Annotated in this window: 17 protein-coding genes; 12 read left to right on the top strand and 5 right to left on the bottom strand. The window is 73.7% G+C overall.

Annotated features, from left to right (window positions below; genetic code table 11):
• Positions 1 to 42: 42 nt before the first annotated feature.
• The 9 genes from CMS_RS04030 to CMS_RS03995 all read left to right on the top strand — a co-directional run bounded on the left by CMS_RS04030 (position 43) and on the right by CMS_RS03995 (position 10,022).
• Positions 43 to 1,395 carry an ABC transporter substrate-binding protein gene (locus CMS_RS04030; protein WP_223842723.1) on the top strand — a complete coding sequence of 451 codons (1,353 nt, stop codon included), beginning with the start codon at positions 43 to 45 and terminating at the stop codon, positions 1,393 to 1,395.
• Positions 1,374 to 1,700 carry a hypothetical protein gene (locus tag CMS_RS17735; RefSeq protein ID WP_223842722.1) on the top strand — a complete coding sequence of 109 codons (327 nt, stop codon included), beginning with the start codon at positions 1,374 to 1,376 and terminating at the stop codon, positions 1,698 to 1,700. Before CMS_RS04030 ends, CMS_RS17735 begins: the two co-directional genes overlap by 22 nt.
• Positions 1,697 to 2,722, top strand: a complete 1,026-nt coding sequence (locus CMS_RS04025; RefSeq protein ID WP_012298227.1) for an ABC transporter permease — start codon at positions 1,697 to 1,699, stop codon at positions 2,720 to 2,722. Before CMS_RS17735 ends, CMS_RS04025 begins: the two co-directional genes overlap by 4 nt.
• Complete coding sequence (locus tag CMS_RS04020; RefSeq protein ID WP_012298226.1) at positions 2,719 to 3,600, top strand: ABC transporter permease; 882 nt, start codon at positions 2,719 to 2,721, stop codon at positions 3,598 to 3,600. Before CMS_RS04025 ends, CMS_RS04020 begins: the two co-directional genes overlap by 4 nt.
• Positions 3,600 to 5,330 (top strand): dipeptide ABC transporter ATP-binding protein, encoded by a 1,731-nt coding sequence (locus tag CMS_RS04015; RefSeq protein WP_223842721.1) that lies wholly within the window; start codon positions 3,600 to 3,602, stop codon positions 5,328 to 5,330. Before CMS_RS04020 ends, CMS_RS04015 begins: the two co-directional genes overlap by 1 nt.
• Positions 5,327 to 7,384, top strand: a complete 2,058-nt coding sequence (locus CMS_RS04010) for a CocE/NonD family hydrolase (protein WP_012298224.1) — start codon at positions 5,327 to 5,329, stop codon at positions 7,382 to 7,384. The genes CMS_RS04015 and CMS_RS04010 overlap by 4 nt, the downstream gene beginning before the upstream one ends.
• Complete coding sequence (locus tag CMS_RS04005; protein ID WP_012298223.1) at positions 7,381 to 8,100, top strand: TetR/AcrR family transcriptional regulator; 720 nt, start codon at positions 7,381 to 7,383, stop codon at positions 8,098 to 8,100. Before CMS_RS04010 ends, CMS_RS04005 begins: the two co-directional genes overlap by 4 nt.
• Before the next feature lie 150 nt (positions 8,101 to 8,250).
• Positions 8,251 to 9,210 carry an acetylxylan esterase gene (locus tag CMS_RS04000; protein WP_041464377.1) on the top strand — a complete coding sequence of 320 codons (960 nt, stop codon included), beginning with the start codon at positions 8,251 to 8,253 and terminating at the stop codon, positions 9,208 to 9,210.
• Between the two features lie 134 nt (positions 9,211 to 9,344).
• Entirely contained in the window at positions 9,345 to 10,022 is a 678-nt protein-coding gene (locus tag CMS_RS03995; protein ID WP_106408713.1) for a coiled-coil domain-containing protein, read from the top strand.
• A 12-nt stretch (positions 10,023 to 10,034) separates the two neighbouring features.
• Here CMS_RS03995 and CMS_RS03990 read toward each other — a convergent pair whose 3' ends face one another.
• The 4 genes from CMS_RS03990 to CMS_RS03975 all read right to left on the bottom strand — a co-directional run bounded on the left by CMS_RS03990 (position 10,035) and on the right by CMS_RS03975 (position 13,112).
• Positions 10,035 to 11,195 (bottom strand): FAD-dependent oxidoreductase, encoded by a 1,161-nt coding sequence (locus tag CMS_RS03990; protein WP_012298220.1) that lies wholly within the window; start codon positions 11,193 to 11,195, stop codon positions 10,035 to 10,037.
• 232 nt (positions 11,196 to 11,427) lie between these two features.
• Positions 11,428 to 11,622 carry a hypothetical protein gene (locus tag CMS_RS03985; RefSeq protein WP_012298219.1) on the bottom strand — a complete coding sequence of 65 codons (195 nt, stop codon included), beginning with the start codon at positions 11,620 to 11,622 and terminating at the stop codon, positions 11,428 to 11,430.
• Entirely contained in the window at positions 11,615 to 11,851 is a 237-nt protein-coding gene (locus CMS_RS03980; protein WP_012298218.1) for a hypothetical protein, read from the bottom strand. Before CMS_RS03980 ends, CMS_RS03985 begins: the two co-directional genes overlap by 8 nt.
• A gap of 94 nt (positions 11,852 to 11,945) precedes the next feature.
• Positions 11,946 to 13,112, bottom strand: a complete 1,167-nt coding sequence (locus CMS_RS03975; protein WP_049791977.1) for a glycosyltransferase — start codon at positions 13,110 to 13,112, stop codon at positions 11,946 to 11,948.
• Positions 13,113 to 13,243: 131 nt separating this feature from the next.
• Here CMS_RS03975 and CMS_RS03970 point away from each other — a divergent pair, with 131 nt between their 5' ends.
• Entirely contained in the window at positions 13,244 to 13,903 is a 660-nt protein-coding gene (locus CMS_RS03970) for an HAD-IA family hydrolase (RefSeq protein WP_012298216.1), read from the top strand.
• Between the two features lie 137 nt (positions 13,904 to 14,040).
• On the opposite strand, the gene CMS_RS03965 is transcribed toward CMS_RS03970, so the two are convergent.
• Positions 14,041 to 15,003: an IS481-like element IS1121 family transposase gene (locus tag CMS_RS03965; protein ID WP_012298215.1), complete on the bottom strand. Its 963-nt coding sequence runs from the start codon at positions 15,001 to 15,003 to the stop codon at positions 14,041 to 14,043.
• Positions 15,004 to 15,681: 678 nt separating this feature from the next.
• Between CMS_RS03965 and CMS_RS03960 the strand changes: the two genes are divergently transcribed.
• Together CMS_RS03960 and glgB are read left to right on the top strand one after the other, a co-directional pair.
• On the top strand, positions 15,682 to 17,754 hold the full coding sequence (locus CMS_RS03960; RefSeq protein ID WP_407637329.1) for an alpha-1,4-glucan--maltose-1-phosphate maltosyltransferase: 2,073 nt from the start codon (positions 15,682 to 15,684) through the stop codon (positions 17,752 to 17,754).
• A complete protein-coding gene (gene glgB, locus CMS_RS03955; RefSeq protein WP_012298213.1) occupies positions 17,751 to 20,327 on the top strand; it encodes a 1,4-alpha-glucan branching protein GlgB in 2,577 nt (858 codons plus the stop codon). Before CMS_RS03960 ends, glgB begins: the two co-directional genes overlap by 4 nt.
• Positions 20,328 to 20,380 lie beyond the last annotated feature (53 nt).

Below are 20,380 nucleotides of genomic sequence, written 5' to 3'. Positions count from 1 at the left end.
GCCTATCGTTCACCTGAACGATAACGAGGAGGGCCCGTCCCGATGCCATCGATCGTCACCACCCGCGCCACGCTCGCCGGCGCGAGCGCGCGCACCCTGCGCATCGCCGACCGTCCGGACCGGCCGCGCACTCCCAGCCGCCGCGCCGTCCTCGCGGGCACCGCGGGGATCGCCGGGCTCGCCGGGCTCGGCCTGCTCGCCCTCACCGGATGCAGCACCGGCGCGAGCAGCACCACCATCCCCGAGGCCGCCGCGACCGGCACGCCCGTGCCCGGCGGCCGCCTCCGGGTCGCGCGCCCGGCCGCATCCGCCGCCGAGACGCTCGACTCCGCCAGCTCGCTGTCCGCGTACGAGTACCTCGGCGCCCTCTACAACCGGCTCGTCAAGCTCGACGAGACGGGCCAGACCGTCGCGGACCTCGCGGAGGAGTGGTCGGCGTCGCCCGACGGCGTCACCTGGACCTTCCGACTCCGCCGCGACGTGCGCTTCCACGACGGCACCAGGTTCACGGCGGCCGACGCGATCGCCTCCATCCAGCACGTCATCGACCCCGCGACGGCGTCCCCGCAGGGCGGCGTGCTCGGTGACATGCTCGACCCGGGCAGCATGTCGGCGCCGGATCCGCTCACCCTCGTCTTCCAGCTGAAGACCCCCAACGCGGAGTTCCCGTCGCTGCTCACGGCGTACCAGTGCTACATCGTGCCGGCCGACGCGATCGCGACCATCGGCAGCACCGGGATCGGCACGGGGCCGTTCCGCCTCTCGTCGTTCCACCCGGCGGGATCCGGCAGCGTCGAGGCCTTCGATGGCCACTTCGCCGGGCGACCCGTGCTCGACGGCATCGACTTCTCCTCCATCCAGGACACGACGGCCCGCGTGAACGCGCTGCTCGCCGGGCAGATCGACCTCATCTCGCAGACCAACCTCGACTTCGCGACCGCCCGCGTCGTCTCCGCGTCGAGCCGCGCCACGGTCGCGCGGGTCGACAACGCGCAGTGGTACACGATCCCGATGCTCGCCACGAGCGCCGAGTTCCAGGACCCGCTCGTGCGCCAGGCCATGAAGCTCGCCTACGACCCGGAGCAGATCCTCGCGACCGCGCTGCAGGGCACGGGCACCGCCGGCTGGGACAACCCGGTGCCGCCGTCGCTCGCCGCGTTCGTCGACGTCGACCGCGCCTACGACCCCGAGCAGGCGAAGGCGCTGCTCGCGAAGGCGGGCGTGCCGGGGCTCCGGACGACGATCCACACCTCGAGCTACGAGTCGGTGTTCACGCCCATGGCGGTCGCCTACCGCGACCAGGTGAAGGCCGCGGGGATCGACCTCACCGTCACCAACGCGTCCTCGGACTCCTATACTACACGGAGATCTGGATGCAGAAGCCGCTCATGGTGAGCTACTGGTTCACCGGCCGGCCCATCGACCAGCTGCTCAACCAGATCTTCCGCACCGGCTCCTCCTGCAACGAGAGCGCGTGGTCGAACCCGACCTTCGACGCGCTCCTCGACGACGCCCGCGCCACCATGGACGACGACCGGCGCCGGATGCTCTACCAGGACGCGCAGCGGATCGTCGTGGAGGACAGCGCCGACATGACGCCCATGTTCGGCGACCGGCTCGTCGGCATCTCCCGCGACGTCGTGAACTACCGCGAGTACGGCTTCGAGTTCGACCACCTCACGATCGGATTCCGCCGATGAACGTCTCCGTGCAGGTCGCCCGCCGCCTGGGCACCGCGATCCTCACGATCGTGCTCGCCTCGCTGTTCGTGTTCCTCGCGATCCAGCTGCTGCCCGGCGACGTGGCGCAGCAGCTCCTCGGCCAGGACGCGACGCCCGAGGCGGTCGCGACGCTCCGCGAGTCGCTCGGGCTCGACCGGAACGTGTGGCTGCGGTACGGCGACTGGCTGCTGGGGGCCGCGCACGGCGACTTCGGCACCTCGCTCGTGAGCGGGGATCCGGTCGCGCCGACCCTGCTCGTCGCCTTCCGCAACAGCATGCTGATCGCGGTGCCGGCGATGCTCGTCGGCGTGACGCTGTCGCTCGTGCTCGGCGTCGTCGCGGGCGTGCGCCGGGGCCGCGCGAGCGACTCGGTCATCAGCATCGTGAGCCTCGTGGTGATGAGCGTGCCCGAGTTCATGGTCGCCACCGTGCTCGTGCTGCTGTTCGCCATCACGATCCCGGTGTTCCCCGCCGTCGTGCTCCGCGGCAGCGACGCCACGGTCGCCGAGCTGCTGCCCTCGGTGGCGCTGCCGGTGATCGTGCTGACGCTCGCCATGGCCGCCTACATCGTGCGCACCATGCGCTCCTCGACGATCGACGTCATGGCCTCGGAGTTCGTCACGACGGCCGAGCTCAAGGGGCTCACCACGCGGCAGGTGGTGTGGCGGCACGCGGTGCCGAGCGCGCTGCTGCCGACGCTCAACGTCGTCGCGCTCAACGTCGCGTGGCTGCTCGGCGGCGTGGTCGTGGTCGAGAACGTCTTCAACTACCCGGGCATGGGGAAGCTCATGCTCGAGTCGGTCTTCACGCGCGACCTGCCGACGATCCAGGCCATCGCGCTGCTGAGCGCCGGCGTGTACGTGGTCTGCAACCTGGCCGCCGACCTCATCGCGCTCGCGCTGGATCCCCGGCTCCGCACCCGGCAGCGCGCCCGCCGCACCCGGCCCGCCCGATCCGCCACCCGATCATCCCGATCCACCCGACGGAAGGCCCGCGCATGACCGCGACGCCCCTGCCCACCCGCCGAGGCGGCCGCCTGCGCGGATGGACGACCCCGCTCCGGGCGTCGACGGCGCTCTCCGTCGGCCTCGGGATCATCGCGATCCACGTCGTGCTCGCGGTGCTCGCGCCGTGGATCGCCGGGCACGACCCCGTCGTGACCGACTCGACCGACGTGCTCTCCGGCACGACGTGGGCGCACTGGCTCGGCACCGACCAGTACGGCCGCGACGTGCTCTCCCGCACCCTCAACGGCGGCCGCTACGCGCTCGTCGTCACGTTCCTCGCGACCACCATCGCGGTCGCGGTCGGCACGGTCGTCGGCTGCGTCACGGCGTACGCGGAGGGCTGGCTCGACGAGGTCGTGATGCGGATCGTGGACGCTCTGCTGAGCGTGCCGTCGATCCTCGCGCTGCTCGTGGTGGTGACCGTGTTCGGATCCGGCCTCTGGGTGATCGTGCTCGCGGTGACCGTCGTGTACGCGCCCGCCGTGACGCGGGTGGTGCGCGGGGCCGCGCGGACCGTGATCACGCAGGACTACGTCACGGCCGCGCGCGCCCGGGGCGAGGGGCCGCTGAGCATCGTCTTCCGCGAGATCCTCCCGAACGTGCTCGACGTCGTGCTCGTGGAGTACGCGATGCGCGCCTCGTGGATCGTGCTGCTGATCTCGACGCTCTCCTTCCTCGGCTTCGGCGCGAACCCGCCGACGCCCGACTGGGGGCTGATGGTGCAGGAGAACCGCACCGCCCTCACGGTCGTGCCGCTCGGGACGCTCGCGCCGATCGTGGCGCTCGCGACCCTCGTGGTCGGCCTCAACCTCAGCGGCGACGGGCTCAGCAAGTCGCTCGGCGTCGACCGCGCGCAGAGGGGGATGGCGTGATGCCCGGGAACGTCGAAGACACCCTCACCGGCCAGGTGCGGCTCGGCACCGTCGTCCGCGTCGCCGACCTCGCGATCTCCTACGCGGCGGGGAGCACCGACGTGCCGGTGGTCCGCGGCGTGAGCTTCGAGATCCGTGCCGGGCGCGCGCTCGGGCTCGTCGGGGAGTCGGGCAGCGGCAAGTCCACCGTCGCGCGGACGCTGCTCGCGCACCTGCGCCGCGGATCCCGCATCGTGGGCGGATCCGTGGAGGTCGCCGGCGACGACGTGTTCGCCCTCTCGCCCGCCGCGACGCGCGAGCTCCGCGGCGGCACCGCAGCGGTCGTCGCGCAGAACGCCGGCCAGGCGCTCACGCCCTCCATGCGCGTGGGCCGCCAGCTCCGCGAGGCGCTCGAGAGCCACGGGCTGCCGAGCGAGGACGAGCGGGTCGAGGAGCTGATCCGGCTCGTGCGCCTCCCCGACCCCGCGACCATCGTGCGGCGCTACCCCCACCAGCTGTCCGGCGGGCAGCAGCAGCGCATCGCGATCGCGATGGCCGTCGCCGCGCGCCCCCGGGTGCTCGTGCTCGATGAGCCGACGACCGCGCTCGACGTCGTGACGCAGGCCGCGGTGCTGACCCTGATCCGCGACCTCGCCCGCGAGCTCGGCATGGCGGTGCTGCTCGTCAGCCACGACCTCGGCGTCGTCTCGACGATGGTCGACGAGATCGCGGTGATGCGCGACGGCGTCATCGTGGAGCACCGGCCGACCGCGGAGCTGTTCGCGTCGCCCGAGCACGCGTACACGCGGGAGCTGCTGGCGGCGATCCCGCGTGGTCCGGCGACCGCCGCCCCTCTTCCGGCTCCCGACTCGGAGGCCCCGATGGTCGCCGCCGACGGCCTCGTCGTCCGGTACGCGCGCGGACTGCCGCCCGCGGTGTCCGACGTGTCGTTCACCATCGCGCCGCGCGAGACGCTCGCGGTCGTCGGCGAGTCCGGGAGCGGCAAGACCACGCTCGCGACCGCGCTCGCGGGTCTCGTGCCCACCGAGTCCGGCACGTTCCGCTTCACCGGCGACGGCGTCACGGGCGACCTGACCCGGGCGGTCGCCGGCCGCTCGCCCGAGCTGCGGCGCGCGGTGCAGCTCGTGTTCCAGAACGCGGATACCTCGCTCAACCCCCGGCGCACGGTCGGCGCCGCGATCGCCCGGCCGCTCAAGCTGTTCACGGGCCGGGCCTCCGCGGAGCGCGTGGGCGAGATCCTCACCGAGGTCGGGCTGTCACCGGACTTCGCGGCCCGGCTGCCGAGCCAGCTCTCGGGCGGCCAGCGGCAGCGCGTCGGGATCGCCCGGGCGCTCGCGGCCGGACCGCAGCTCGTGATCGCGGACGAGATCACGACCGCGCTCGACGTGCGCGTGCAGGCCGAGATCCTGGATCTGCTCGCCAGGCTGCAGCGCGACAAGGGCCTCAGCTGCCTCTTCATCAGCCACGACCTCGCCGTCGTGCGCGGCGTCGCGGACCGCGTGGCCGTGATGACCGGCGGGCGGATCGTGGAGATCGGCCCGACCGAGCGCGTGTTCCAGGGGCCGAACCACCCCTACACGCGGCAGCTGCTCGCCGCGACGCTCGAACCCGGCGCGACCGAGCTGCCGACTGTGGAGGACGTGACGGCCACCTGGCGCGACGCCGCGGGTGGAGGGTGGAGGGAGCTCGGCGACGGGCACCGGATCCGGGACTGGGAGGACGCACGATGACCGACGCCGCACACGAGACGAGCGCGACCGAGGCCGGAGCCGCTGACGCCGCCGTGACGCATCGCGACGTCTGGATCCCGATGCCCGACGGCACGCCGCTCCACGCCCGCATCTGGGCGCCCGCCACCGATGCACCCGTCCCGGCGCTCCTCGAGTACCTCCCCTACCGCCTCGACGACTGGACCGCCCCGCGCGACAGCGAGCGGCACCCCTGGTACGCGGCCCACGGCTACGCGTCCATTCGCGTCGACATCCGCGGCACCGGATCCTCCGACGGCCTGTTCGTCGACGAGTACTCCGCGCAGGAGCTCGACGACGGCGTCGCCGTGATCGAGTGGATCGCCGCGCAGGACTGGTGCACGGGCGCCGTCGGCGTCTTCGGGATCTCGTGGGGCGGCTTCAACGGCCTGCAGCTCGCGGCCCGCGCGCCCGAGGCCCTGAAGGCCGTCGTCACGGTGTGCTCCACCGACGACCGGTACGACGACGACGTGCACTACATGGGCGGCGCGGTGCTCGGCATCGACATGGCGGCGTGGGGCGCGACGATGTTCGCGTTCAACTCCCGGCCGCCTCGGCCCGAGGTCGTGGGCGCCGGCTGGGTGGACCGCTGGCGCGAGCGCCTCGAGTCCAACCGGCCGATGACGCCGACCTGGCTCGCGCACCAGGAGCGCGACGACTACTGGCGGCACGGCAGCGTGTGCGAAGACTACGGCTCGATCGGCGCGGCCGTGCTCGCGGTCGGCGGGTGGGCGGATCCCTACCGCGACGCCGTGCTCCGCCTGGTCGCGAACCTGCCCGGCCCGGTGAAGGGCATCGTCGGCCCGTGGTCGCACCAGTACCCGGACCGCGGCCTCGCGCCCGGCCCGTCGATCGGCTTCCTGCAGGAGACGCTGCGCTGGTGGGACCGCTGGCTGAAGGGCGTCGACACCGGGGTGGAGGCGGATCCCGCGCTCCGCGCCTTCATCAGCGACTCCGAGCCGCCCGCCACGAGCTACCCCGAGCGCACCGGGCGCTGGGTCGCCGCGGAGTCGTGGCCGCCGCCCGCGTCCGTCGCGGCCCAGCCCGTGCTGCCGCTGTCCGCGTTCCACGGGCCGGCCGCCGCGGGCGATGCCGTCGTGGTCCGCTCGCCCCAGCGCACCGGGCTCGACGCCGGCCGCTTCTTCCCCTTCGGCAACGCGACCGACCTGCCGCCGGACCAGCGCGCCGAGGACGGCCTCTCCGTCTGCTTCGACCTGCTGCTCGACGAGCCGCTGGACGTGCTCGGCAACGTGCTCGTCGACCTCGCGGTCACGAGCGACCTGCCCGACGCGAACCTCGTGGTGCGGCTCTGCGACGTGGCACCCGACGGCGCGTCCACCCTCGTGACGCGCGGGGCGCTCAACCTCAACACGCGGATCGACCGCGCCCGCAACGACCCGATGGTCCCGGGCTCCGAGGAGGTCGTGCGCGTGGCGCTCGTCTCGACGGGGCACGCGTTCCCGGCCGGGCACCGGATGCGCATCGCGGTCTCGTCGGCGTACTGGCCGTGGATCTGGCCCCACGCCCGCGAGGCGACCCTCGCCGTCGCGCCCTCCCGCAGCTCCGTGACGCTGCCCGTCTGGACGCGCGCGGAGGACGACGGCGTGCGCTTCGAGGAGGCCGTGCAGTCGACGCCGATGGCGATCGAGCGGATCCCCGACGACTCCGGCCTGCCCGAGCGCAGCGTCACCCACGACCTGGCGACCGGCGAGTGGACGCTCGACGTCGACCCCGGCTACGGCGGATCCCGGATCTACCCCGACGGCCTCGTGTTCACCGAGTCGAGCCGCGAGACCTACCGGATCACCGACGGCGACCCGACGTCCGCCGTCGCCGAGTCGCGCTGGGCCATCGGCCTCGAGCAGCTCGGCTGGCGCGCACGCCTCGAGACGACCTCGCGCGTGACCGCCGACGCCGACGCCTTCCGCGTGGTCAACACGCTGCGGGCGTGGGCGCGCGACGGCGGCCCGGGCACCTCCGAGGTGCTCGTCGCCGACCGCGTGTTCGACGACCTCGTGCCGCGGACCTCCGCGTGAGCGCGGGCACAGGGGCGGGCACGACCGCGGGCACCGCGACGAGCGCGAGTGCGGGCACCACCGCGACCGCCGGCACCACCGGCGCCGCGCGCCGCGGCGGCAAGCGCGAGAAGCCCGAGGTGCGGCGCGCGATGATCGTCGAGGCCGCGCGCGCGGTGATCCTCCGCCAGGGCCTCACCGCCACCGGCCTCCGCGACATCGCGGCGGAGGGCGACGTCTCGGTCGGCACCGTGACCTACCACTTCGCGAGCGTCGCGGAGATCCTCGACGAGGTCGTCGTGCTCGAGACGGACCGCTTCTACGCGTCGATCGTCGAGGAGGTGGACGCGGATCCCGATCCGGTGCACGCCATCCGCCTGCTGGTCGAGCCGCTCTTCACGGGCACCGTCGAGGCCGAGGCGCACTGGCGGCTCTGGTCGGACTACTGGACCACCGTGGCGCGCCAGCCCGGCCTCACCGCCGACCGGCTGGAGCGCATCCGCGTGTGGGAGGCGTGCCTGGTCCGCACGATCCGCCGCGGCGTCGAGCGCGGCGTCTTCCGGACGGTGGACGCGCCCGAGGTCGCGCTGAAGCTCGCGGCCTACAGCGACGGGATCGCGACGCAGCTCTCCCAGAAGGTGCCCGGCCTCGACAACACGCGCGCGCGGGAGTGGATCTGGACCTTCCTCGACGCGGAGCTCGTCGATCCCGCCGACGGGACGCCGCTCTTCCGCTGAGCCGACGCCGCGCGGCGCTGCCCGGCCCGTGCCACCCGGCCCGTGCCACCCGGCGCGCAGGCGGGCATGATGATCGAGGCGACGCGGCCCACCTGCACGCGGACGCCACCCACCCACCCGCCCGCCCACCGCCGAACGCCCGGAGGATCCATGCTCATCGAACCCGTCGACGCCGCCCGCGCGCACGTCAGCAGCCACGTCGACCCGGAGGACTTCGACGCGTTCTGGGCCGACACCCTCGCCGAGGCCGCGCAGCACGACCTCGACGTGCGGCTGGCGCCCGTGCAGACCGACCTCGCGCTGGTGGACGTGCAGGACGTGACCTTCGCCGGATCCGGCGGCACCGACGTGCGCGCCTGGCTCCGCACCCCGCGCGGCGCGACCGGCCCGCTGCCCACGGTCGTCTCGTACGTCGGCTACGGCGGCGGCCGTGGTCGCGCCGAGGAGACGCTGATCTACGCGGCCGCCGGCTTCGCCCACCTGCAGATGGACACCCGCGGCCAGGGCTCGTACTGGAGCGCGGGCGACACCGCCGACCACGGCGAGGCCGGTCCCGCGATCCCCGGCTTCATGACCCGCGGCATCGCCTCCCGCGAGACCTACTACTACCGCCGCCTGTTCACCGACGCCGTGCGCGCGGTCGACGTGGCGCGGTCGCTCGACGTCGTGGATCCCGCGCGCATCGCCGTGCAGGGCGGCAGCCAGGGCGGCGGCATGGCCCTCGCGGTCGCCGGCCTCCGCGACGACCTCGCCGCGGTCTCCGCATATGTGCCGTTCCTCAGCGACATCGAGCGGGCCACGCACATCACCGACGCGTACCCGTACCACGAGGTCGTCGACTACCTGAAGACGCACCGGGGTCGTGGCGAGGACGTGCACGCCGTGCTGCGGCACTTCGACGGCGTCGCGTTCTCCCGCCGCGCGACCGCGCCCGCCCGCTTCTCGGTCGGGCTGATGGACGCGACCTGCCCGCCCTCCACCGTCTACGGGGCGTTCAACGCCTACGCGGGCGAGAAGGAGATCGTCGAGTGGGAGTACAACGGCCACGACGGCGGCGGCATCGACGACGAGCTCGGCACGCTCGCGTTCCTGAAGCGCCGGATGGGCTGACGACGGCCGGGCGCCGACCACCGGTGACGGCCGCGCATCCGCACGGGGATGGGGGCGCTGCCCGCCACGATGTCGGCCGTTCCGCGTAACCTGGGAGGACCTCGCCGGTGGAGCGAGCGGACCGGGAGGACGTCATGCCCCGGCCCCGCATCCGCCCCGAGAAGTCCTCCAAGCCCGGCGCCCCGCCGCCCTCCGTCGCCGCCCGCGTGGCCGCGGATCCGGCGCAGAAGGAGGTGCTCGTCGAGGAGGCGCTGCTGCTCGTCGGCGTCGCGCTCCGGATCCAGATGGTGAACCTCATCATCATGCGCACGCTCCGGGAGCGGCGCCCGTACGACGAGGAGTCGCTCATCGAGGCGCTCCGCGGCGAGCTGGCAGAGCTCATCGGCGAGAAGCGCGGCGAGGCGGAGCGGCTGCGCATGGCCCGCGACCGCGCGGCGCTCCGCGACGGCAAGGGACGCCGGCCCGACGACTACCGCGAGGGCGACGTGCCGGGGCTGCGGCTCCGCGCCGAGATCGCGGAGGAGATCGTCGAGCGGCTGGGCGCCCTGTCGCGCGACCCGGAGGCGCTCCGCGAGGTGCTGGTCATCGCGCGCGACTCGGCGCTCGAGCAGATCGTGCGCGCCCGCCTCTCCCCGCAGCTGCTGCCCGGCGCGTTCCCGGAGGAGGGACGCGACGAGCGCGTCTCCGGACTGCGCGAGGAGCTGGCGCGGCTGGCGGCGGATCGGGAGCGTTCCGCCGAGCGCACGGAGACGCGGGATCCGGGCCGCACCCGTGTGCGCACCGGCGGCCGCGGGCGCGCGCAGAAGGTCTGATCGGGCCCTGCGTCAGGGCGCGAGCGCGAACCGCGGCTCGACGCGCTCGCCCGTCGCTGCATCCGCCGTGAGGCTCCCGATGAGCGGCGCGAACTTGGCGCCGTGGCCGGAGCACGGCGAGACGATCGTGATCCCGTCGACCCGGTCGATCACGAAGTCCTCGCTGGGCGTGCTCGTGAACAGGCACGTCGCCTCCGCGTACGGCACGGGCTCGACGCCCGGCAGGTTGCGGCGCACCCAGTCGACGACGCGGGCGCGGTTGGCCGGATCCACGACGCCGTCCTGGTGCGCGGCCGACGGGATCACCCGCCCGCCGTCGAACTCGGCGACCTTGTGGCCGCGGTGGTCTGCGTCGCGTCCGCCGGGCAGCGCGTAGACCTGCATGCGCTCGTCCATGTGGATGGAGGTCGGCACGGGCCGGGCACGCGGGCCGTCCATGTACGCACTCCGCCGATACGGGAAGTGGAACACCTGCTCCTGCCGCACGCGCAGCGGTGGGATGCGGTCGAGCGCGGCACGCGGCAGCGGCAGCGCGCCGCCGAGCAGCTCGGGCAGCCAGGCACCCCCGCCCACCACGACGCTGTCGCCCTCGACGCGGCGGCCGTCGTCGGAGGTCACGGCGAATCCCGCGCCGACGCGCGCGACGGACACCGCCTCCCAGCCCTCGTGCACGACGGCGCCCTGCGCGACGGCGAGGTCGAGCATCGTCCGCACCGCGGTCTCCGCGTCGACGACGCCCGCGGCCGGGTGGAACAGCACGTCGGAGTCGAACGACATCTCGGGCCAGCGGTCCTCGGCCTCGCGCGCGCCCATCAGCTCGTGCTCGATGCCGACGCGCTCGAGCACGCGCGCGAGCTCGGCGGGGCGGCGCACGAGGCCGGAGTCGACGGATCCGGTCGGCGTCACGAGCCGCGCGCCCGTGGTGCGCTCGAGGCGGTCCCAGAGCACGCGGGCGTCGCGCACGAGGCGCACGTAGAAGGGGTCGTCGTAGGCGTAGCGGAGGATGCGCGCGGACCCGTGCGAGCTGCCGAGCATGCCCGCCGGCCGGTCGCGCTCCAGCACCGTGACCTCGTGCCCGCGGCTCGCGAGCTGCCAGGCGGTCGCCGCCCCCGCGAGCCCCGCGCCGATGACGACATGGTGCGATGCGCGCCCGCGCCCGGTGGATCCCGCCATGCCCCCAGGCTACGGGCGGCCCGCGGCGGGCGGCCGGGCCCGGCGGGAGCCGTAACCGATGGGTGCCGATGGCGACCTGCCGTAAGGAGTCGCACGACCGGAAGTGGAGGAGAAGAAGCTGAGGCTCCTTCCGCGGAAGGAGCCTCGCGTCCGAAAGCCGAAGCCGCCGGGGGTGTGGATTGATGCTAGCGACACCGCGCTTCGCTACGCCGTTCGGGCGACGACATGCCGCTCAGTCGAACGCGAAGCCAGCGATGATGGCCAGCAGGCCGACCACGGCGAAGGGCAGGGCGGCGAGGTACATGGATCTCGGCGCCGGCTCGTTCGTCCGCGACGTGTGGTTCAGCGCGCGGAATGAGCTCACGCCCATGCCGATGAGGCACACGATCGTCACGACCTGCAGCGCCTTCTCCAGCAGATCAGGCACGCGTCCGCCTCCGCAGGCGGATCGCGCGGAACGCCGCCCAGCCGAGGCCGGCGAGGCCGAGGAGCGCGAAGAGGCACGCGCCGAACCAGGCGGGCGTCCCACCCGCACGGCCGCCCAGCGTCGACAGGTCGGGGAGGAGCCCCACGATCAGCAGCCCCAGCATCAGCGTGAAGGCCGCGATGCCGGCGAGCGTCCGGATCCTCGCTGCCTCCGCGTCGTCGTCGCGCATGCCGTCCCCCTGGCGTCCTCGCGTCCGGGCCGGCCGCCCCTCCCATCGTGCCCGAGTCGCGGAGGCGGGTGGGGCCGAGGTCCCGCCGCACGCGTCAGGCGGAGCGCCCCGCCGCCAGCGCCTCGATCGCGTCGAGCGCCCGCTCCACCGGGGGCAGCGCCTCGATCTCGCGCCGGACGTCGGCGGCGGAGCGCGCGACGGCCGGGTCGGACAGCAGCGCCGCCACCGCAGCCGCGATGCCGGCCGGGGTCGCGGTGGCTGCGTCGAGCATCCGCCCCGCGCCGATGCGCTCCGCGGCCCGCCCGTTGAGCACCTGATCCGCGCCCATCGGCAGCACCGCGACCGGCACCCCCTGCGCGAGCGCGCCCGTGAGCGTGCCGGATCCGCCGTGGCACACGACCGCGTCGGCGAGCCCGAGCACGGCGCCCTGCGGCACGTGCCGCTCCACGCGCAGGCGCAGCGTCGAGCCGAGCGAGGCGGGATCCACGCCCGGCCCCACCGTCACGAGCGTCCGCACCGGCAGGGTCGCGAGCCCCACGGCGATGCGCGGCAGCAGATCGCCCGACCGCACGTTGAACTCGGTGCCGAGCGTCACGTACGCGCGATGCGGCTCGTCGCCAGCGGCGAGCCAGGCAGCGGCCGGATGCGCGGCCGCGGTCTCCGGCGGCTCCGGCCGGACGCGCAGCACGGGGCGCGGCACAGCCTCGGGCCCGCGGAGCGACGCGGGGAACGGCACGACCACGAGGTCGCCGTCGAGCATGGCGAGCGCGGGATCCGGCGCGAGCCCCGCCGCCGCGCGCAGCCGCCCGAGCCCGTCTCGCAGGTCCGGCCGCCACCCCGCGTACCCCGTCGCGAGCACCTCCACCGCGACCCGCGGCACCCCCGCCCGCTCGGCCGCCACCATCGCGCCGAAGTCGTGCTCGTCGCACACCACGACGTGCGGCCGCCGCTCCGCGATGATCCGCCCCACGCGCTCCGCGGCCGCGTCCGCCGACGCACCCAGGAACACCTGCGCCATGCGCGGGTAGGCGCGGTGGGGATCCGGCCGCGCCAGGATGCCCGTGCCCTCGTCGTCGCGGCCCTCGCCCGTCGCGTCGGGGTGCAGGCGCGCGAAGCCGGTCTGCGCGAGCACGACGACGCGCGTGCCGGTCAGGTCGGTCGCGTGGCCGCGGGCCTGGGCGGCGCGCGCGAGCGGCATCAGGGGGCCGAGGTGCCCCCTCCCGCGCGCGAAGGAGAACAGGATCCGGATGGGGGCGGGCATCCCGACACCGTGCAGCACCGGCCGCGATGCTCGTGCGGCCGCTCTACAGGGCGGACGCGGAGCGCACGCCGACGGCGCCCACCGCCTCCACCCGCCGTGTGCCGTCCCCGCCCGTCCGGGAGACTGGACCCATGTCCTCCCCCGTCACGCTCACCGCCCGCGCGCTCCTCCTCGACATGGACGGGACGCTCGTCGACTCGACCGCGCTCGTCGAGGAGATCTGGACGATGCTCGCCCACCGCTTCGGCCACGACCCCGCCGAGCTGATCCGCGGGATCCACGGCGTGCGCGCCGCCGACAGCATCGCCCGGTACGCGCCCGAGGGCACCGACGTGCCCTCGCTCCTCGCCGAGCTCGACCGCCTCGAGCTCGACGGCAGCCCCGCGACCGTCGAGATCCCCGGCGCCCGCGACCTCGTGGCCGCGCTGCCCGCCGGATCCCACGCCCTCGTCACGAGCGCCGGCCGCGAGCTGGCGCGCGCCCGCCTCACCGGCGCCGGGATCCGCGTGCCCGACCTGCTCGTCACCGCCGAGGACGTGGAGAACGGCAAGCCGCACCCGGACGGCTACCTGCTCGCGGCATCGCGCCTGGGCGTGGACCCCGCCGACGCGATCGTCTACGAGGACGCCGAGGCCGGCATCCGCGCGGGCCTCGCCGCGGGCATGCGCGTGGTCATCGTGGGCGACCACGAGAGCGACACCACGGTCGACCTCCCCCGCGTGCGCGACCACCGCGGCACGACGGTCGAGGTGCGCGACGGGATCCTGACCCTCACGCTGCCCGGCACCTGATCGCCGCCCCCGACCCGCACCCGGACCGTGGCACCATGGCCGCATGACATGGACGGACGCGGGCGACCCGCAGCGATACGGCGCGCGGATCCTCCAGGGTGAGCGGATCCGCCTGCGCGCGCTCTAGGTGTACTGGGTCATGACGTTGGTGACACTCGGGCCGCGGGCGTGAGCCCGTGGCTCGAGTGGATCCGTTCAGTGTTGTAGTGCTCGATGAAGGGGTCAAGCGCGTCGGCCCGGTGTTGGTTGCCGGTGAAGGGTTGCCGGTAGGCCCACTCGGTCGCGAGGGTCCGGTTGAAGCGCTCGACCTTGCCGTTCTGCCAGGGGCAGTGCGGGCGGATGAACTTCTGCCGCGCGCCCAGGTCCTGGACGGCGTTCTTGAACACGGTCGAGTGCCGGTAGGCGAACGCGTTGTCCGTGATGACCCGCTCGATCCGGGTGATCCCGCGCCCGGCGAAGTACGCCGCTGCGCGGGTCAGGAACCCGGCCGCGGTCGCGCCTTTCTCATCGGGATGGATCTCCGCGTAGGCGAGACGGGTGTGGTCATCGACCGCGGCATGGACGTAATCGAACCCGATCCCGCGGCCGCGGACCTGCTCGCTGCGCCCGTGGACCCGCCAGCCGCCTCCGTCCGGGATCCTCCCGAGCTTCTTCACGTCCACGTGGATCAGATCACCCGGATGCTCGTGCTCATACCGGTGCGCCGTTGACCGGGATGCCCGGATCACGGCCCCGGTGACGGGGTCCAACCATGCCAACGGCGGCGCCCCGTGCCGGCGCAGGATGCGGGAGATCGTACGGGATGGAACACCTGTCACCGGCGCCAGCCGCGCAGGACCCGCCCGCAACTGGGCCCGCGCTTCCAGCACGGCCCGTTCCCGCTCCGGGCTCGTTCGCCTCGGTACTGACCGGGGCCGCGATGACCGATCCGTCAGCCCTCGCAGCCCCTCGGCACGGAACCGGTTCACCCATCGATGCGCGCACTGCCGCGACACCCCCAGCTCCCGCGCGACGTGCGCGACCGGCCGACGATCCTCCACCACCCGCCGCACGAGGAGAACCCTCCCGTGAACCGTCAGACGAGCATTACCGTGGGACATCGAGGCCTCCTGGCGATGGTTGAACTGAACAGCTCCATCAAGCCAGGAGGCCTCTTCACACGCCCCGAAGTGTCACCAACGTCATGGCCGAGTACACCTAGGGGCGCGATGGGGGCGGCACCAGCGGCCCATCCGCCCACGCGCCGCACGCGGACGGGGACCGCCGGGACGGTGACGCGCGGGGAACGGGCGTCCGCACGACGTCCGCCACCGCCGCGGCGAGCGACAGGCGGACGGCGCACGGGCTACGGTCGAACAGTGACCACACCCCAGGACGGACCCGATCCCCTCCCCCGCCCGGTGCGCGGCCGTGCAGCCCGCAAGGCCGCCAAGGCCCAGAAGCTCCAGGACGCCCAGAAGCCGCCCGAGCCCCGGATCCCGCTGATCCCCGAGGCGCCCGCGCAGGCGGCGCAGCCTCCCGTGCCCGCCGCGCCGGAGCCGCAGGCGCCCGTGCCGCCCGCGGAGCCCGTGGTGCCCGCGGAGCCCGTGACGCCCGCCACGCCGGTGGCCCCTCCGGCACCCGCCCCCGCGGAGCCCGAGCCCGCCGCAGCAGCCGCCGCCGAACCCCCGCCCTCCGCGCCCGCCCCGGAGCCCGCATCCACGCCGGAGCCGGTCACGCCGTCCGCTCCCCGCCACGCCGCCCCCGTCGCCGAGCCGACGCCCGGCGCCGAGCGCGACCTGCCGATCGAGCCGACACCATCCGCCGAGCCCGCGCAGACCGCCGACCCCGCGACCGACGACTACGTCCCCGTCATCGGCCGCATCCCGATCCTGTCGCTCACCCCGCAGATCGAGGACGACCTCTGGCCCGCCAAGAGCTTCGTCCACGACGTGGTGCCGTTCGGCGCGACGATCTTCCGCGAGGGCCACGACCTCATCGGCGCCGACGTCCTCCTCACCGATCCCACCGGCGCGGAGACCTCGCACCGCATGTCGCTCGACGCCACGAAGCCCGGCCTCGACCGGTGGATCACGTCCGCACAGCTCGAGACCCAGGGCGTCTGGACCTGGCGCGTCAGCGCGTGGTCCGACGACTTCGGCACCTGGCTGCACAACGCCGAGATCAAGGTGCCCGCCGGCCTCGACGTCGACGTGATGCTCGCCCTGGGCGCGGAGGCGCTCGAGCGCGCGGCCGCCGACGGGACCCGGGACGCCGCCGACCGCGACGTGCTCCGCGCCGCCCTGGCCGGCATCTCCGACGCCGACGCGGCGCCCGACGCGCGCCTCGCCGCGGCCACGACCCCCGAGGTCCTCGCCGCCATCGACCGCGTCCCGCTCCGCAGCCTCGTCACGCTCTCCCCGGAGCGCACGATCGTCGTGGAGCGCGAGCGCGCAGCCGTCGGATCCTGGTACGAGTTCTTCCCGCGCTCGGAGGGCGCCGTCGAGCACGAGGACGGCTCCTGGACGAGCGGCACGTTCGCGACCGCCGCCCGCCGCCTCCCCGCGATCCGCGACATGGGCTTCGACGTCGTCTACATCCCGCCGGTGCACCCCATCGGCCGCACCAACCGCAAGGGCCCGAACAACACGCTCACCGCCGGCCCGCACGACCCGGGCTCGCCCTACGGCATCGGCTCCGAGGACGGCGGCCACGACAGCATCCACCCCGAGCTCGGCACCGCGGACGACTTCCGCGAGTTCGTCCGCGCGGTCGCCGACCACGGCATGGAGCTCGCGATCGACATCGCGCTGCAGGCCTCGCCCGACCACCCCTGGGTCACGACGCACCCGGAGCTGTTCACGACGCTGCCCGACGGGTCCATCGCCTTCGCGGAGAACCCGCCGAAGAAGTACCAGGACATCTACCCGCTGAACTTCGACAACGACCCCGAAGGGTCGTACCGCGAGATGCTCCGCGTCATGCGGGTGTGGCTGGGCCTCGGCGTCAAGATCTTCCGCGTCGACAACCCGCACACCAAGCCGCTCGTGTTCTGGGAGCGCCTCATCCACCAGGTCATGCGCGACGAGCCCGACGCGATCTTCCTCAGCGAGGCGTTCACGCGCCCGGCGATGATGCGGACGCTGGCCAAGATCGGCTTCCAGCAGTCGTACACGTACTTCACGTGGCGCAACACGAAGCAGGAGCTCGAGGAGTACCTCACCGAGGTCAGCCACGAGACGAGCGACTACCTCCGCCCGAACTTCTTCGCCAACACGCACGACATCCTCACGCCCTACCTGCAGTTCGGCGGGCGTGCCGCCTACCGGATCCGCGCCGCGATCGCCGCGACCGCCTCGCCCTCCTGGGGCATCTACTCGGGCTACGAGCTGATCGAGAACGTCGCGCGCCCCGGCGCCGAGGAGAACATCGACAACGAGAAGTACGAGTACAAGCCGCGCGACTGGGCGCGCCAGGAGGAGCTCGGCGGATCCATCGCGCCGGAGATCACGCGCCTCAACGAGATCCGCCGCCAGCACCCCGCGCTCCGCCAGCTCCGCAACCTCGACGTGCACTGGAGCGACGACGACTCGATCCTCGTCTATTCCAAGCACCTCGCCGCCGAGCACACCGGCACCGGCGAGGCCGACACGATCCTCGTGGTCGCGAACGTCGACCCGCACTCCGCGCGCGAGACCCAGGTCCACCTGGATCCCACGCGCTGGGGCCTCGCCGAGGACGCCGTGTTCGAGGTCGAGGACCTCCTCACGGGCGACGTCTACACGTGGTCCACCTCCAACTTCGTCCGGCTCGACGCGTTCACGCACCCCGTGCACGTGCTCCGGGTCACCCCGACCGCATCGAAGGGATGACGGACATGACAGACACCACCCCCCAGCAGGACCCCCGGGACCCCCGGGACGAGCTCCCCGGCGCCGACGTCGTCGTGCCGCCGGCCGCCGACGCCGACATCGAGCAGGGTGCCGACGTGAGCGTGCCCCCGGCCGACGACAGCGCAGCCGAGGAGGCACCCGCCTCCGCCGACCCCGTCCGCCTCCCCGAGGTCGCCGACCACGACCTGCGCGCCGTCGCCGAGGGCGTCCACTCCGGACCGCACTCGGTCCTCGGCCAGCACCCCGTGGCGATCGACGGCGTCTCCGACGACCTCGTGGTCGTCCGCGCGCTGCGACCCCTGGCGGAGGCGGTCTCGGTGATCCTCTCCACGGGCGCCCGCGTCGCGCTCGCCCACGTCGGCCACGGCGTCTGGCAGGGCGCGCACGTGCTCGGCCTCCAGGACTACCAGGTCGAGGCGCGCTACTCCGACGGCGGCACCTGGACCGCCGAGGACCCGTACCGCTTCCTCCCCACCGTGGGCGACCTCGACCTCTACCTGTTCGGCGAGGGCCGCCACGAGCGCCTCTGGGACGTCCTCGGCGCCCACCACCGCGAGCACTGGGGCGTCGCGCAGACGTACGTCGGCGTCTCCTTCTCCGTCTGGGCGCCGCACGCCCGGGCCGTCCGCGTCATCGGCTCGTTCAACGGGTGGGACGGCGTTCAGCACGCGATGCGCCGCCTCGACGGCAACGGCGTCTGGGAGCTCTTCGTCCCGGGCGTCGAGCCCGGCGTCTCGTACAAGTTCGAGATCCTCACGCAGGCCGGCGAGTGGATCGAGAAGGCCGACCCCATGGCCCGCATGACCGAGGTCCCGCCGGCCACCGCCTCGCGCGTCGAGACGAGCGACTACCAGTGGGACGACGACGCCTGGCTCGAGGAGCGGGCCGCGCGCGACCCGCACGACTCCCCCATGAGTGTCTACGAGATGCACCTCGGATCCTGGCGCCCCGGCCTCGGCTACCGCGAGGTCGCCGGCGAGCTCGTCGCCTACCTGCAGGAGCTGCGGTACACCCACGTCGAGTTCCTGCCGCTCGCCGAGCACCCGTTCGGCGGATCCTGGGGCTACCAGGTGTCCGGCTACTACGCGCCCACCTCGCGCTTCGGATCCCCCGACGACCTCAAGCACCTCATCGACTCGCTGCACCGCGCCGGCATCGGCGTCATCGTGGACTGGGTCCCCGCCCACTTCCCCAAGGACGCCTTCGCGCTCGCGCAGTTCGACGGCCAGCCGCTCTACGAGCACACGGATCCGCGCCGCGGCGAGCAGCAGGACTGGGGCACGCTCGTCTTCGACTTCGGCCACTCGCAGGTCCGCGACTTCCTCGTCGCTAACGCGCTGTACTGGTTCGAGGAGTTCCACATCGACGGCCTCCGGGTCGACGCCGTGGCCTCGATGCTGTACCTCGACTACTCGCGCGAGGAGGGCCAGTGGCTCCCCAACGTGCACGGCGGCCGCGAGAACCTGGAGGCGATCAGCTTCCTGCAGGAGGTCAACGCCACCGCGTACCGCACGCACCCCGGCATCGTGATGATCGCCGAGGAGTCCACGAGCTTCCCCGGCGTCACGCGCCCCACGAGCGACGGCGGCCTCGGCTTCGGGCTCAAGTGGAACATGGGCTGGATGCACGACACCCTCGACTACGCGGCCGAGGACCCGATGTACCGCTCGTACCACCACGGGCAGATCACGTTCTCGATGGTCTACGCGTACACGGAGAACTTCCTCCTCCCCATCAGCCACGACGAGGTCGTGCACGGGAAAGGCTCGCTCGTCGGCAAGATGCCGGGCGACCATTGGCAGAAGCTCGCCAACGTGCGCGCCTACCTCAGCTTCATGTGGTCGCACCCCGGCAAGCAGCTGCTGTTCATGGGCCAGGAGTTCGGGCAGGTGTCCGAGTGGAGCGAGGAGCGCGGACTCGACTGGTGGATCCTCGACCAGCCCCTCCACCGCGCCCTGTTCGACCTCGTCGGGTCGCTCAACCGCACGTACGTCGACACGCCCGCGCTCTGGGCGCTCGACAACGACCCGGCCGGCTTCGAATGGATCGACGCGGGCGACGCCGGGCGCAACGTGCTCGCGTTCCTCCGTCGCGACCGCGAGGGGAACCAGGTCGCCGTCGTGCACAACTTCTCCGGTGCGCCGATCTCGGGCTACCGGCTGGGGCTGCCGCAGGCGGGCGTGTGGGAGGAGATCCTCAACACGGACGCCGAGCAGTTCGGCGGATCCGGCGTGGGCAACCTCGGCGCCGTGCACGCGGGCGAGGAGGGCTGGCACGGTCGACCCGCGTCGGCCGAGCTGACGCTGCCGCCGCTCGCGGGCCTGTGGCTCCGGCTGAAGCAGGATCCGGCCGATCTCCGCCCCGTCGAGGCCCCGGCGCAGGCGGCACCCGACGCGGACGAGACGCGCGCCGATGGCACGCCGTTCGCCGAGGCCACGGCCGCGCCCGTGCTCCCGCAGTCGCCCGACGCGCAGCCGCCCGTCGAGGGCCTGTCCGCGACGGATGACGCTCCCGGCTCCGACGACGGCGCCCCGCGGGTGCCCACCGTCTGATCCCGTCCGACCCGACGACGACGGCGCCGCATCCCCGAGGGGGTGCGGCGCCG

This window comes from Clavibacter sepedonicus (assembly GCF_000069225.1).
In the GTDB taxonomy this organism is placed as follows: domain Bacteria; phylum Actinomycetota; class Actinomycetes; order Actinomycetales; family Microbacteriaceae; genus Clavibacter; species Clavibacter sepedonicus.
The sequence above is the reverse complement of the archived record's forward strand: the minus strand, read 5'-3'. Positions and strand labels throughout refer to the sequence as shown.